This is a genomic window from Candidatus Binatus sp., from assembly GCF_036567905.1.
GTDB lineage: Bacteria > Desulfobacterota > Binatia > Binatales > Binataceae > Binatus.
Genome location: NZ_DATCTO010000079.1, coordinates 1 through 14,063 on the forward strand (window position 1 = coordinate 1; position 14,063 = coordinate 14,063).

At 63.6% G+C, this 14,063-nt stretch carries 12 protein-coding genes; 4 read left to right on the forward strand and 8 right to left on the reverse strand.

What is annotated here, in order from left to right:
* Positions 1–290 precede the first annotated feature (290 nt).
* Complete coding sequence (locus VIO10_RS12445) at positions 291–1,289, reverse strand: DMT family transporter (RefSeq protein WP_331964554.1); 999 nt, start codon at positions 1,287–1,289, stop codon at positions 291–293.
* A gap of 3 nt (positions 1,290–1,292) precedes the next feature.
* Positions 1,293–2,078, reverse strand: coding sequence for an undecaprenyl-diphosphatase UppP (uppP, locus tag VIO10_RS12450; protein WP_331964557.1), 786 nt, complete (start codon positions 2,076–2,078; stop codon positions 1,293–1,295).
* A 194-nt stretch (positions 2,079–2,272) separates the two neighbouring features.
* On the opposite strand from uppP, the gene VIO10_RS12455 reads away from it, so the two are divergent.
* Entirely contained in the window at positions 2,273–2,596 is a 324-nt protein-coding gene (locus VIO10_RS12455; protein ID WP_331964560.1) for a hypothetical protein, read from the forward strand.
* 127 nt (positions 2,597–2,723) lie between these two features.
* Here the strand turns inward: VIO10_RS12455 and VIO10_RS12460 are convergent, their stop codons facing one another.
* A complete protein-coding gene (locus VIO10_RS12460) occupies positions 2,724–3,455 on the reverse strand; it encodes a hypothetical protein (protein WP_331964563.1) in 732 nt (243 codons plus the stop codon).
* A gap of 137 nt (positions 3,456–3,592) precedes the next feature.
* Here VIO10_RS12460 and VIO10_RS12465 point away from each other — a divergent pair, with 137 nt between their 5' ends.
* Both VIO10_RS12465 and glyA read left to right on the forward strand, forming a co-directional pair.
* Complete coding sequence (locus VIO10_RS12465; protein WP_331964566.1) at positions 3,593–4,954, forward strand: hypothetical protein; 1,362 nt, start codon at positions 3,593–3,595, stop codon at positions 4,952–4,954.
* Positions 4,955–5,078: 124 nt separating this feature from the next.
* Entirely contained in the window at positions 5,079–6,326 is a 1,248-nt protein-coding gene (gene glyA, locus VIO10_RS12470) for a serine hydroxymethyltransferase (RefSeq protein ID WP_331964569.1), read from the forward strand.
* 98 nt (positions 6,327–6,424) lie between these two features.
* Here the strand turns inward: glyA and VIO10_RS12475 are convergent, their stop codons facing one another.
* From VIO10_RS12475 to VIO10_RS12495, 5 genes are all read right to left on the reverse strand, one after another.
* Positions 6,425–7,183: a 3-oxoacyl-ACP reductase family protein gene (locus tag VIO10_RS12475; RefSeq protein ID WP_331964573.1), complete on the reverse strand. Its 759-nt coding sequence runs from the start codon at positions 7,181–7,183 to the stop codon at positions 6,425–6,427.
* Positions 7,184–7,321: 138 nt separating this feature from the next.
* A complete protein-coding gene (locus VIO10_RS12480) occupies positions 7,322–7,744 on the reverse strand; it encodes a hypothetical protein (protein WP_331964576.1) in 423 nt (140 codons plus the stop codon).
* 263 nt (positions 7,745–8,007) lie between these two features.
* Positions 8,008–11,178: an error-prone DNA polymerase gene (locus tag VIO10_RS12485; protein ID WP_331964579.1), complete on the reverse strand. Its 3,171-nt coding sequence runs from the start codon at positions 11,176–11,178 to the stop codon at positions 8,008–8,010.
* Between the two features lie 19 nt (positions 11,179–11,197).
* Entirely contained in the window at positions 11,198–12,712 is a 1,515-nt protein-coding gene (locus tag VIO10_RS12490) for a DNA polymerase Y family protein (protein ID WP_331964582.1), read from the reverse strand.
* A gap of 12 nt (positions 12,713–12,724) precedes the next feature.
* A complete protein-coding gene (locus VIO10_RS12495; protein ID WP_331964585.1) occupies positions 12,725–13,591 on the reverse strand; it encodes an ATPase domain-containing protein in 867 nt (288 codons plus the stop codon).
* On the opposite strand from VIO10_RS12495, the gene VIO10_RS12500 reads away from it, so the two are divergent.
* Positions 13,582–13,761 carry a hypothetical protein gene (locus tag VIO10_RS12500; RefSeq protein ID WP_331964588.1) on the forward strand — a complete coding sequence of 60 codons (180 nt, stop codon included), beginning with the start codon at positions 13,582–13,584 and terminating at the stop codon, positions 13,759–13,761. The two genes, VIO10_RS12495 and VIO10_RS12500, sit on opposite strands and share 10 nt — an antisense overlap.
* Positions 13,762–14,063: the final 302 nt, after the last annotated feature.

Sequence of the window (14,063 nt, forward strand, 5' to 3'; positions counted from 1 at the left end):
CCGTGCCACGGGCACGCGGTCTCTTAATACTGGCCCGTCGTGCCAACGACCAGGGGTGACCCCTTCACCCGGTATTAAGGCCGCCCGCCGTTGGCGGGCGCGGCCCCTGCCAATGGCTTAATACTGCGCTGCCGTCGCCACGGCCAGGGGTGACCCCTGCACCGGAGCAAAGCGAGCTTTGCGTAACTGGATGTTGGTGCTGGAGCGATACGCGCTGGCGCGCGAGATCCTTCGCTGCGCTCAGGATGACACCAAAAAAGCGAGCGACCGCAGAGTCTGTGTCCAGTTTCTTAAATCAGGGGTTCGTGGATCGCCTCGGCGGCTTGGGAAACAGGTTGCTTGCGATGCGGATCGGCGCCGAGGACGAGAGCCAGCACGCCGCTGACCGAAATGAGAATGCCGACGACCTCGCGGGCAGTGGCGCGCTCGCCGAGAAACATCACCGCGAACAGAATCGAGAGTATCGGGATTCCGGGCACGACCAGCGCCGTGGTCCACGCCAGGGACAGCCGGTTGATGGCGCCGTACCAGGTGATCGCGCTCAGAAAATAGATAAAAAAGCCGGTCACGGCGATCACGCTGAGCGAAGTCAGGTCGGTGAGTTGCACCAGCGAGTCGCGGCGCAATATCAGCAGCATCGCGGTCAGAACAATCGACGCATAGAAAAATCGGCCGCCGGCGACCGAGGTCGGCGTCAACGGAGGCATCACCTTCAGACCGATCACGTGCGACGCCTGCCAAAATAGAGGAGTCGCGAAGATGATCGCCGCGGCCCACAGCGGTGAAAATGCGCCGCCGGCGCCGAACACCGAACCGATGCCAACGAGGATGGTGGCGGTCGCCAGCATCTGGCGCGCAGACGGGCGCTCGGCGACGAAGATCGCCGATAGAACCAGCGAATAGACCGGCTCGGTTTGCAGCAGCAGCACACCGGCAACCGCGCCGATGCGGGTGAGTCCGTAGGTGAGGGTCAGGCTGGTCATCACGGTTCCCGCCATCCCCATCATGAACAACCGCGCGCGATAGCGCGGGTCCACGATCAATCGCAACTCGCCGCTGAATTGGAGAAGCGGAATCGTGCAAATCGAGGCGAACACGCAGGCGCCGGTGCAGAAGAGCAGGGGATCGAGATGCACCGCACCCCATCGCGTGATCACGGGCTGGCCGGCGCCGATGATCGTGTTGATGATGCAGAGCGTCAGGCCGACCTGAAAGGCTCGGGCGCGGCGGGCCGTGGCGTTTTCGCTGGCGACCGGGGGCACCGACGCAGCCGAGGTGTCGGTTGGCATCGATTACATCCGCGCCACGGCGACGGCGATGACGATCACGGCCAGCACGATTCGATAAATCGCGAAGGGCCTGTAGCTGTGGGTTCGCAGGAAGCGCAGCAGGCCGACGATCGCGAGCAAACTGAAGACGGTCGAGGCCGCAAAGCCCCATCCAAGCTGAGCGGCGAGGCCGGTATGGAAAAGCTTGCGCGCCTCGAGCATTCCGGCGCCGGCGATGATTGGCGTCGCCATCAGGAACGAAAAATTGGCGGCGTCGGCGCGATCGATGCCGAGGATGCGGGCGGTCGTAATCGTGGCGCCCGAGCGCGAGACACCGGGGATGATCGCGAACGCCTGGCTTAGGCCGATGAGGAGGGCGTCGAGGAAAGTGAGGTGATCTATGGTGCGTTTTTTCGAGCCATACCAATCGGCAACCCATAAAAGAAGCCCAAGAGTTGCCATCGTGGCCGCGATCAGCAGCGGCGAGCGGAAGGTCGTCTCGGCTTGTTTCTCCAGCAGCACGCCGATGATGGCGCCGGGAACTGAGGCGACTATCAATAGAAACAGCAGGCGGCGCGGGAGGCGGTTGCCAACGGCCAGCGACAGTCCCATGTCGAGCCATTCGCGCCAGTAATAGATCAACAGCGCCAACAGAGTTCCCAAGTGAAGGGCTACATCGAAGGCAAGCCCCGGATCCGGCCATCGAAACAGCCAGGGGACGAGTATAAGGTGGCCCGAACTGGAGACCGGCAAGAACTCAGTCAAGCCCTGAACCGCGCCGAGAACGATCGCCTGAAATATGGAAAACATAATGTTTTCAGGCCCTTAGGAGAGGACTGGACTTTTCGCGCGTACCTGTGCCGGTCGGCACCCATGACCACGAAACGCATCGAAAGGTGAATACATGTCGATTTTGCTCCTTGACCGGCTCAACCCATGGTCTAGAATCAATTGCGAGGAAAGTGGCCGGATGATGGTGAGGGTAGCAGGAGGTCCTGCTGTTTATGAATCGAGTTTCTAGAGGCAAAGTAATTCCCTTACGGGAAGTAAGCGTGGTCGAGCCGGACCGGGCGCCCGACCAAGCTGGCGTTTGGGATAGCATCAACCAGGGCGAACCGCATCCGTTTCCGGTTGTTTCATCGCTGCCGCGCCTGCCGGTGATGATCCCGGACGAGATTCTGGACTACTACGGATGGGTCTTTTGCCAAGGCGGGTTTCTTAACCTCCAGATGACATTCGAGCAATTTCTGGCTGTGGTAGCGGCGGTAAGTCCGGCCGGCCTGAGCCCGGAATACGACGCGAGCGAGGCGTCCTTCCCCAGCGACTGACCCCCCGCGATAGCGAGAGAGCCTTGTTTCGATGCCTGCCCGGGCGCGCTTGGGCAGGCATTGCTTTTCGTGGGAGCCGATTATCATGATTTGGTTCTTTCGGGCCCGGCGTGGATGCGGCCTGGGTTCAGTTGCCAGTTGGGGCTTCCTTTTTCGGCTCGCTCAGCAACGTGTTCCTGATCCAGACGCTGGGCAGATTGGCAGCGTCGGTGGGCGATTTGAGCCCGTTATCCTTCGCGATTTGCCGCCAGTTGTCCTCGTTGCCGGTCGCGCGGCGGGCCAGAGCCTTCAAGTCCTCGTTGGGCAGCAGGGCGTAGTTGACGCCGCCCTCTTTGGGAGTGCCGCCGGAGGGAGGGAATTTCGCGGCGAGCTGGTCGATTTTGCCGAACAGGTTCAGGCGCGTGCTGGCCTTGTACTTGTCGAGGTCCTGGTCGGAGATGTCCTCGGCGCGGACATTGACGATTATTCGGGAACTGCGATCGCCATTGGGCAAGACTTCAACTTCGTAACGATACTGCGGATGCATGCCGACGAGACTGCCGAGGATGCCGGGGCCCGTGTCGGCGTCCTTCCACAGCGTGACGAGTTTGTCGCCGGGCTTGACCTCGAACAGAACTCCCTCACCGCGCAGCACATCCTGGGTCAGGAGGAACGAATCATTTACGTTGTACGGGACGTCGTGCTGCTCGCCCTCGGCCGCATCGGTGCCGCCGCCTGCGGCGCGGTTGGCGAAGTATGGGGCGAAATAACATCCCGCGAAAAGCACTATCGAGGAGACGATCGAGGAGACGATCGCGATTTTCCGCAATTGCCCAAACACCGTCCGCACCACACTCATCACCACCGGTAAGGAAACCACGGCAGGTCCAGGCACGCAAGACGAACCATGGGGCGGCCGGCGCGAGCAGAATTGCGGCCGCTTGAGGTTGCGCGACAGGCGCGCAGACGATAATTAAATAGCCTTATGAATGTCGCAGGAGGCAATTAAAAGTCCTTATGACTGATGCAGCAAATGTTTCAGCGCGCCACGTGATGGCGGTAATCGGGGGCGCGACGGCGGGTTCGGAAATCGCGCGGATCCTGGCGGGGTACGGCGCGCTCGTGATCGTGTTCGAGCAGAATCCGCGGCCGTACGGAAAAATCGAAGACGGCTTGCCGCGATGGCACGTCAAGCAGCGCCACGATGAGTACGAGGAGATCAATAAACGCCTCGACCATCCCAATATCGAATACGTGCCGTTGACGGGGATGGGCCGCGATATCGATTTCGAGGAGCTGCGGACCCGATGGGGAGTCAGTGGAATCGTCCTGACCAACGGCGCATGGAAGGATCGCCCGCTTCCGATCGACGGCTCGGATCAGTACATAGATCGCGGGCTGGTCTATCAGAACAAGCTGATCTATTGGTGGAATCACTATCCGGAAAAGTCCTACGACGGCCCGCGCTACGAGCTGCCTGCGGGAGCGCTGGTCGTTGGCGGGGGACTCGCGTCGATCGACGTGGTCAAAGTCGTGCAAATCGAGTACGCGCTTGCCGGGCTCAAGGCGCGTGGTATCCAGGGCGATATGCTCGAGCTCGAGCGCGAAGGGATCGAGCCGGTGCTGAATAAGCAGGGGCTGAAGTACGCCGACCTCGGCATCGCGCCATGCAGGCTGTATTATCGCCGGCGCGTAATCGACATGCCGCTGTCGGATATTCCCGCCGGCACGCCGGACAAGCGCGCGGACGCGCTCAGGCAGGCGCGGGTGAAGATCGTTGACAAGGCGCAGCGCAAATTCCTGTTCGAGTTCCACGAACTGCGCGCGCCGGGCAAAGTGATCGCGGAGAACGGCGCGATGGTCGGGCTGAACTTCAACCGCACCGAAGTCACGGGCAGTCAAGTGAAGACGGTCGAGGAGGGGGTGGAGGACGCGCCGGCGAAGCTGACGATCAGTTCGATCGGAAGCATCCCGCAACCGATTCCTGGAATTCCGCAGAAGGGCGAGACTTATATCTACGCCGATCAGAAAGTCGGCCTGCTGATGGAGGGTGCGACCGCCGTGTTTGCGGCCGGAAACGTGCTCACCGGCAAGGGCAACATCAAGGACTCGCTCGAGAGCGGAACCGAGATTGGAATGCGCGTGGCCGAGGCGTACCTGGGGTTGTCGAACGAGAAATTGAACCTCGCGGAGGGCGCGCGCAAGGACGCGGCGGCGTCGGCCGAGAAGATCGCGGGCGCGATGAGCGTGCGGCCGAAACTTGCGCCGGAAGCGATCGCGAGCCTTCTGCGCCGGGTGCGCGAACGCCAGCGTGCGGTCGGCTACGAGGGCAATTTCCGCGCGTGGCTGGCCAAGGTGACGCCGGCCGATCTGCAGTAGCAGGCTGCCCCGAAAATTTTCGCGCGCCGACTGGCGGACAACTCCATCGTGGGTTGTCCCGCCAGTTTTGCGTCGTTGGGTCCGCGCCTATAGGCTCATTGGATGACGGCAATGGAGGTGCGGTGTGGACGAACTCAAGCAAACTGACCCGCAGATTTATCAGCTCATCAGGGATGAAGAGCGCTACGAGATCGATTCGGTCCGGCTGATCGCGTCGGAGAACTACGTCTCGAAAGCGGTGCTTGAGGCGACCGGATCGATTCTCACCAACAAATATTCCGAAGGCTACCCGGGACGCCGCTACTACGAGGGTCAACGCAACATCGATCAGATCGAAACGATTGCGGTAGAGCGCGCCAAGGCGCTGTTCAAGGTCGATCACGCAAACGTTCAGCCGTACTCCGGGTCGCCGGCAAATCTCGCGGTATATTTCGCGCTGCTCAAGCCGGGCGACACGATCATGGGCTTGTCGCTCCCGCACGGCGGGCATCTGACGCACGGATGGCCGGTGAGCATCACGGGCACGTTCTGGCGGTCGGCGCAGTACCTGGTGGATCGCGAGAGTCAGGTCGTGGATTTCGACCAGATCCGCGAGATGGCGCGCAAGGAGCGGCCGAAGATAATCGTGACCGGCGGCACGGCGTATCCGCGGCTGTGGGACTTCAAGAGCTTCAGCGAGGTCGCCAAGGAAGTCGGCGCTCTGCTGCTTGCCGACATTTCACATATCGCGGGACTGATCGTCGGCGGCGTGCATCCGAGTCCCGTGCCGTACGCCGACGTAATCACGACCACCACGCACAAGACGCTGCGCGGACCGCGCGGCGCGATGATCATGTGCCGCAAGGAATACGCCGAAGCGATCGACAAGGCGGTTTTCCCCGGGCTGCAGGGCGGTCCGCATAATCATACGACGGCGGCGATCGCGGTTGCGTTGCAGGAAGCATCGACGCCGGAGTTCAAGGCGTACGCAAAAAAAGTGGTGAGCAACGCCGCGACGCTCGCCGATGAACTGCTTGCGCGCGGATTCAGCCTGGTCTCGGGCGGCACCGACAATCATCTTATCCTGGCCGACCTGACCAGCAAGAAAGTGATTGGCAAGAAGGCGGCGAAAGCGCTCGATGCGGCCGGAATCGTCTGCAACTACAACACCGTCCCGTACGATCCGCGCAAGCCGTTCAGCCCAAGCGGGCTTCGGCTCGGCACGCCGGCGGTAACCTCGCGCGGGATGGGCGATGCGGAGATGCGGCAGATCGGAAAGTGGATGGACGAGGCGATCGCGCACGCCGACGATGAAGCGGCGCTGAGACGCCTGGCGGCCGAAGTCACGGAGATGTGCCGCAGGTTCCCGGCGCCGGGAATCGCGCTCGGCTAGCAGGCTGTTGAAAAGGTAATTTTCAACGCCTGCTCCCTCCCATACCCTCTCCTCGGACAAGGAGAGGGTATGGAGATCTCGTGCGGACGAGACGGGCCTCAGCCGGCCATGGTCAGGCCGCCGCTCACGCTGAGCACCTGGCCGGTGACGAAGTCCGAATCGGAAGAGGCGAAGAACGCGACCGCGCCCGCCAAATCCGCCGGTTGCCCGAGTCGGCGAAACGGGATGCCACGCGCCATCGATTCGAGAACCTTCTCGCGCCCGGCCATCGCGTTCCTGAGCAGAGCGGTGTCGGTCGGTCCCGGGCAAACGACGTTGACATTGATGTGATTTGCCGCGAGTTCGCGCGCGAGCGTTTTGGAGAAAGCGATGATGGCGGCCTTGCATCCCGCATATACCGCTTCGCCACTGGAGCCGACGCGGGCGGCGTCGGAAGAGATCGAGACGATTTTGCCTGCATCGCGCGATTGCATCCGCGGCGCCACGGCCTTGCAGCAATTGAGCATGCCGCGAAAGTTAATCGCGATCACTTTATCCCAAAGATCGGGGGTGGACTCGACGAACGGCAGCACGACGTCCCATCCGGCGTTGTTCACCAGGATGTCGATTGGTCCCAGTTCGCGTTCGACGCGATCGGCAGCGGCGATTGCCTGGTCAAGTCTGGTGACGTCAAGCGCAACCGCGATCGCGGCCGCGCCGCCATGGCGGATTTCCGCCGCGGCCTGCTCGGCGGAATCGAGCTGGATATCCGCCAGCGCCACTTTTGCGCCTTCGTCGGCGAGCCGGATCGCGATCGCGCGCCCGATTCCATTGGCTGCGCCGGTTACGATTGCGACTTTGCCTGCGAGACGGTTCACGATGCTAATTTAACTGGAGATCGAACCGCCGTCGATGATTGAGCCGGCGCCGAGTTGACGCCATCCGAATTGCCGGACGGAGTCGCAGCCCGCTGGCCGCGACCCCGTCCAACTGGCGGGGAGTTGCCGGCTTATTTCCTACTCGGCCGGTGTTGAATCGCTGCCGGCCTGTGCCCACAGCGCCTTCATCTCGGCGTGAATCTGGTCCAGCTTGGCCTTGGTCGCGGAGATTTGCGCGAGCTGAGCCAGGGTCAGCACGTTGCGGATCGCGATCGCGTCCTGGATCTGCTCGTTCGTCATCTGACCCTGTAGCTGCGTGATTGTCGAAACCGAGCCGGACAAGTCGGCGGCGGCGACCGTGCCGGTTGACGTGTACTTGGCCGCGATTGCCTGCCTGGCGGCCTTGAGCTGTTGGTATTCAGCCTTTCGCGAAGCGCGCCGGGCCTGGAAGATGGCATGGATCTGCGTCTTCTGCGCGTCGGTCAGATTGGCGGTTCTCAGCAGTAACGGAAGCGGGACGCCGAGCGCGCCCATACCGCCATGCATGCCGTGATGCCCCATGTGGCCGCCAAAACCGGTTGATTTCGATGAAGCGACATGAGCAACCGCAACGACCAGGATGACTGCCATAACTACGGGAACGAGACCGCGAGAGAACTTGGAAAGCATAAAAAACTCCTTGAACGCGAGTAGCGGCCACCTTTGTCGGCGGCGATCGCTCTTATTCTAAATGTACGTTAAGCAAAAAAACCGGTTACGCGCTTTGTGCGCCGTCGGCTCCTTTAGTTCGGGCGGGACGTCGATTCGCACGTGAAATCGCGCGATCAATGAAAATCATGCGACGGCGGGAGCGCGCCGGGAAGCGTGATCTCCGCGAAGCGGCGCGCGCGAATCGCGGTCACGCCGTCAACCGTTTGCAGCACGCCCTCGGCCAGCAAAATTCCGGCACTGCGCAGCAGCAGGCGGTTTTTCTGGAACAGGCCGGGCGTGACGATCAGGTTGGCAATTCCGGTTTCGTCCTCGAGCGTGATGAACAGGAAGCCCTTGGCCGTGCCGGGGCGTTGGCGCACGATCACGACGCCGGCGGTCTTCACCCACGATTGATGCCTGGCGCGCGCGAGAGCGTCGGCGCTGAGAATTCCGCGCGCGCTCAAATCGCCGCGCAGATACGTCATCAGATGAGGTCCGGTGGTGAGGCCGGTCGCGGCGTAGTCCGCCAGCGTTTCATCGATCGGCGCCATCGACGCCAGGGGAACCTCGCCATCGCGCGGCTTGGCGCCCGCCAGCAGGCTGGTGGGATCGCGTTCTACCGCGGCGGCATTCCACATCGCGTCGCGCCGCGCCAGGCCGAAGGCGGCGAACGCGCCCGCGTATGCCAGCGCGTCGATCTCGCGGCGGTTCGGTCCGACGCGCGCGGTAAGATCGGCGATCGAATCGAACTGCCGCCGCGCACGCTCGCTTTCGATTCGAAGCGCGATTTCCTCGCGGATGCCCGTGACGTATCGCAGTCCCATGCGAATCGCAGGCCGCCGATCCACAATCTCGATCGTGCATTTCCAGTTCGAGCGGGTCACCTCGACGGGCAGCGCGACGACGCCGTGGCGCGCGGCGTCTTTCACCAGCGTCGAGGGATGATAGAAGCCGAGCGGGTAGCAATTCAGCATCGCGGCAACGAACGCCGCCGGATGATGATGCTTCAGGTATGCCGACGCGTACGCGATCAGCGCGAAGCTGGCGGCGTGCGATTCGGGGAAGCCGTACAGCGCAAAAGATGTGATCGAGCGCACGATATCGTCGGCGACATTGCCTTGCAGGCCGCTCCGCAGCATCCCGGCGCGCAGCCGGGCTTCGATTTTCTCCATCCGCTCGGCCGAGCGCTTGAAGCCCATCGCGCGGCGCAGCTCCTCGGCCTCGCCGGCGCTAAAGCCCGCCACCGTCATCGCCATTCGGAGCAACTGCTCCTGAAAAAGCGGGATGCCCAGCGTGCGTTTGAGGATCGGCTCGAGCGAAGGATGCGGATACTCGACGGGCGCGCGATGGTTGCGGCGATCGAGATATGGATGCACCATTTTGCCGACGATGGGGCCGGGGCGAATTATCGCGACCTCGACCACCAGGTCGTAAAACCGCTGGGGCTTCATCCGCGGCAGCGTCGCCATCTGCGCGCGGCTCTCGACCTGGAATACGCCGACCGTGTCCGCGCGCCGGAGCATCGCGTACACGCCGGGGTCGTCGGGCGGCAGATGCGCGAGGTCGATCTCGACTCCTTCGTGCGCGCGGATCATCGGAAGCGCTTCTTTCAGCGCCGCCAGCATCCCGAGTCCGAGCAGATCGATCTTGATGATGCCGAGATCGGCGCAGTCGTCCTTGTCCCATTGAATCACCACGCGGCCGGGCATCGAGGCCGGCTCGAGCGGAACGATTTCATCGAGCGGCTGCGCGGCGATCACCATGCCGCCGCTATGCTGGCCGAGATGGCGCGGCACGCTCTGAATCCGGCGCACGAGATCGACGAGCATCCTGATTCGCGGCGCCTGTGCATCGACGCCGCCGCGCTTGAGCATCGCCACGAGATCGTCGTGATGGTCGCGGAACTCGTACACCTGGTTGAGCCTGGCCAGCCGGTCAACCTGCTCGGGCGAAAAGCCCAGCGCCTTGCCGACTTCGCGCACCGCGCTTTTTGTTCGATAGGTGATCACGTTCGCGGTCATTGCGGCGCCGCGTTCGCCGTAGCGGCGATAGACGTATTGAATCGCCTGCTCGCGATCGTCGCCGCTGGGCAGGTCGAGATCGATGTCGGGCCATTCGCCGCGCTCCTCGGAAAGGAAGCGCTCGAACAGGAGTTCCATCTTGACCGCATCCACCGCCGTGATCCCGAGCGCGTAACACACCGCGCTGTTGGCCGCGGAGCCGCGTCCCTGCACCATGATCCGATTCTCGCGGCAGAACTGGACGATGTCCCATACGATCAGGAAGTAGCCGGCCAGCTTGAGCCGCTCGATGATCCCGAGCTCGTGTTCGAGCTGGCCGCGCGTGCGATCGTCGATCGCGCCGCGCCATCGCTCTCGCGCACCCGCATAAGTGAGCGTTCGCAAATAGCCGTCCGGCGTTTCTCCCGGTGGAAGCGGATAGTCGGGGAAGCGATAGCCCATGTCGGATAGCTGGAAAGCGCATCGCTCGGCAATCGCGCGCGAGGCGGCGACGGCGCCGGGCAGATCGCGAAACAGCGCGGCCATCTCAGCGGGCGATTTCAGATGGCGCTGGCTGTTGATCCACAGCGCGCGGCCGGCTTGCTCGAGCGTGGTCTTGAGCCGGATGCAGGTCAGCACGTCGAGCAAGCTGCGATCCGAGCCGCCGTGGCATACGTCGTTGGTTGCGACCACCGGGATTCGCATCGCGCCGGCCAGCGCGGCGAGCTTGCGATTGAGGCGCTCCTCGCCGGCGTCGAGATGACGCTGCAAATCGATGTAGAAATTTCCCGCGCCGAAAATCCCGCCAAGCCGCCGGCTCAGATCGCCGGGATGCTCGCCGCGAACGAGCATGCGCGACAGCGGGCTCATCACGCCGCCGGCGAGGCAGATGAGTCCGCGGCCGTAGCGTTCGAGATCGCCGAGCGTGATGCGGCTCTCGCCCTTGGCGGGATAGACGGGCAAAGCGGCAGCGCCGTTGCGGGCGAGCGCGCCGGGATTGAGCACGCGCATCTTCGCGTCGGTGATCATGCGGCAGAGATTCTGGTAGCGCTTGCGATCCGGGGCGAGGACGTAGAGGCGCGAGTTGTCGTCCAGCGTCAGTTCCGCGCCGACGATTTGCCGGATTCCCGCGGACTTCGCGGCCTGGTAAAAGCGCGGCGCGCCGTAAAGTCCGTCGCGGTCGCCAAGCGCCATCGCGCCGTAGCCGAGTTCCGCCGCGCGCGCGGCGAGATCCTCGGGCGTGGTCGCGCCTTCGAGAAAGCTGAAGGCGCTGCGCGCGCGAAGTTCGACGTAACCAGAGTTCATGGCGATTCGCCGCGATTGGTCAGTCGTAGGCGCCGTCGAGAAACCACTTGTGCGAGTTCAGGTCGCGGAAGATGCGGTAAACGCCGCCATCTTCGAGCGCGAGTTCGTAATAATCGCGGATGAAGCCGCATTCATCCCCGCCATTGAATCCGAGCCACCATTCGCCATCGCGCCGCCATGGCCCGGCGATCGAAATCACGCGCGCGCCAAGATTCTCGCCACGGACGAACTCCGGAATCTCCCGCGAGCACATCACCTCGATTTCCCGCACTGGGCGAATCGCGCGTATCACCAGCTGCGTCACATTCTTCGCCGCCGCATCTTCGGGGATCGGCGGCGCCGGATGCGGTGCGAACGGATCGAGCCGCATCGCTTCGGGCCGATGCGAATTCTCCGCCCGCAGCGCGCCCACGTTGCCGGGGCCGCATAGCGCGGCCAGCCGCGCAATCGTGGCCTGCAGCTTGTCCGGCGCGGGACTGGGAGGCAGGAACATGTCGGTCTGCGCGGGACGCGGGACGCGCGGCGCAATCTCGATTCGAATCGATTCGACGCCGTCCTCGGGCGGCGCCGCTTCAAGACTCAGGTTGATGAGCGTAAGAATCGCGCGGACGTCGTTCGACGGCGCCGCCACCGCGACCCGGCGGCTGAAACTGCGATGACCGCTCATCCCGAACGCGAGCGTGATATCGCCGGCGACCAGCGCGCGCATCGAGAGCCGCTCGGCGAGCCGCTCGAGCATTGCACGCATGACGAATCCCAGCGGCTCCAGGTTCTCGATTGCGTATTCAAGCTCGATAGTCTCGATGAAAAACTCGGCGCGGCGGCGCGGCACAAGCGGCGCGTGGATTCCACCGCGCGCAAGGCGGACCAGCTCGACGCCGCGACGGCCCAGCCGCGTGCCGACCGCGTCGGGATCGAGGCGCGCCAGCTCGCCGAGCCGGCGCATCCCCCATCGGGCGAGCGTGGCCTCCAGGTCGTCGCCGCGATCCGATTTTCCGAGATCAAGCATGTCGAGCGGCAGCCATTTCAGGAATTCGCGCTCGCGCCCGGCTTCGATCACGCGCACGCCCCCGCATCGCGCGGCCAGATGCGCCAGTTCCTTGTTGGCCGCGACGCCGGCGGCGGGTTCCATCCCGACTCTGCGCACGCATCGCGCCAGCTCGGCGGTAATCTCTTCTTCGCCATTGTAGATGCGATGCAGGCCGGCGAGATCGAGCCACACGCATCCCGGCGCGCCCGACTCGACGACCGGCGAAACCGATTCGACCGCGTCGAGCAGGGCCGAATGCGCCGAACTTTCCGCGGCGGGTGAGCGATGGAGCACGGCCAGATCGGAGGCGATCGCGCGGGCCTGCGCGATCGTCATTCCGGGGCGGATTCCAAGTTCACGCGCGCGCGGCGCCACGGCGTCGAGCTCGGCATGCGGCGCGAGGCTTCGGCCGATAGCCAGCAGCTTGTCCGCCAGCGCGGGATTCGAGCGCACCAGCGCCGCAATAGAAAAATCGGCGACCATGATGCACGCGATACGAGCCATCGGGACACCGCGCTAGCTGCTTGCGGAAACTCGAACCTGCGGATGCAAGCCGGCTGGATTTGGAATCGGAACCGGATCAACGAGAGCGCGAACGCGAACGCGCCGCCCCGTCGCGCCCAGCTTGTTGCGCGCGACCATCGCATCCACCGCCAGTCCGTCGAACATTGCCGGTGAGCCGGGAGCGAGCCGGCTGAACGACGCGTCGGCGCGGCTGGCAGCGATACTCAGCGCCGCGAACGTCCCGCACATCCGCCACGGCGCGATCGCGATCACGGCTGCGCCGCTGCGCTCGGCCGCGCGGGCGATTCGAAGCGCTGACGCGTAAGCGAGTGGGCGGGGCGCTTCGCCGAAATCGACGACGACCAGGCCAAAGCCGCCGGCTTCGAGCACGAGTTGCGCAGCTTTGACGATCGCGGATTGATGGCGCGCGAGCGGGCCGGCGGCGAAGCGGGCGTACGGGAGAGTCGCACGCGCCATCGGCGACGCCGTCGTCGTCGATGCCCACAGCATCCGGCCAAGCTCCACTCCGGCAGCCGCCATGCTCTCGGGATCGAAGGCGCCCGTAGCGTCGAGCCATGCGGCGACCTCGCCGCGGCGGGTGGCGAAGGCGGCGAACGATGCGGCAATCGAGGTCTTGCCCGAACCGGCGCGGCCGGTGATTTCGCTGATTCGCCCGCGCGGGATTTCACCGTCGATCAGGGCGTCGAGCGAGGCGAGTCCGGAGCTTAGGCGGCGGTCCTTGCGAGTGAGTTCATGGCCGCGAAAAACCCCTGAAAATTCAAGTGGTTGCGGCCTTTCGGCCGGGATATGAGAGGGCGACCTGACGGCCTGAATCGGGCTTGAAGGGTTGCTCCATGAGGGTTTTGACAGTGCCGGCATCAGCACTGTTTTCGCTCTTTTTTCGCCTCATGTCAACCAAAATGGGCAAGGTGGTACTGGTTCAGTTTGCCAACCTGAAGATTGCGGCGAGCGCGATTCTGACTGATCGAAAAGAGCCGAAAAGGGCAAAACATACTCTCCGTGGTGGTTTTGGGACGGCTGCGCTCTAGGGCTAGCTTTGTTCCGTCAAAAAGCATTTCTACCGGGAGCGGAGGTCGCGCGATTTCGGGCGAGGCTGGCGAGTACGGGACATCCTGGCGGTTGACCATAGCGTACGCATAGCACGCGAAATCGGCGCGGGGCAGGCTGAATTAGTTCATCCCTGAACGAAGGAAGAGTCACCTGCGCGGTGGGCGGCAGGGGCTGCGGCCCCTGCACCCGCAGTGAGAAGACGCGAAAATCTGCGCAGCGCATCTTTTCGCGACTACACTATAGAAGAGCTGCGCGCACGCGGTTTCTTAATACTGGCCCG

Coding starts and splice junctions, on each gene's coding strand:
- VIO10_RS12480 (WP_331964576.1), bottom strand. CDS start 7,744: ATGGGGCATCACGGCATGCATGGCGGTATGGGCGCGCTCGGCGTCCCG.
- VIO10_RS12485 (WP_331964579.1), bottom strand. CDS start 11,178: ATGAACTCTGGTTACGTCGAACTTCGCGCGCGCAGCGCCTTCAGCTTT.
- VIO10_RS12445 (WP_331964554.1), bottom strand. CDS start 1,289: ATGCCAACCGACACCTCGGCTGCGTCGGTGCCCCCGGTCGCCAGCGAA.
- VIO10_RS12490 (WP_331964582.1), bottom strand. CDS start 12,712: ATGGCTCGTATCGCGTGCATCATGGTCGCCGATTTTTCTATTGCGGCG.
- uppP (WP_331964557.1), bottom strand. CDS start 2,078: ATGTTTTCCATATTTCAGGCGATCGTTCTCGGCGCGGTTCAGGGCTTG.
- VIO10_RS12455 (WP_331964560.1), top strand. CDS start 2,273: ATGAATCGAGTTTCTAGAGGCAAAGTAATTCCCTTACGGGAAGTAAGC.
- VIO10_RS12465 (WP_331964566.1), top strand. CDS start 3,593: ATGACTGATGCAGCAAATGTTTCAGCGCGCCACGTGATGGCGGTAATC.
- VIO10_RS12495 (WP_331964585.1), bottom strand. CDS start 13,591: ATGCCGGCACTGTCAAAACCCTCATGGAGCAACCCTTCAAGCCCGATT.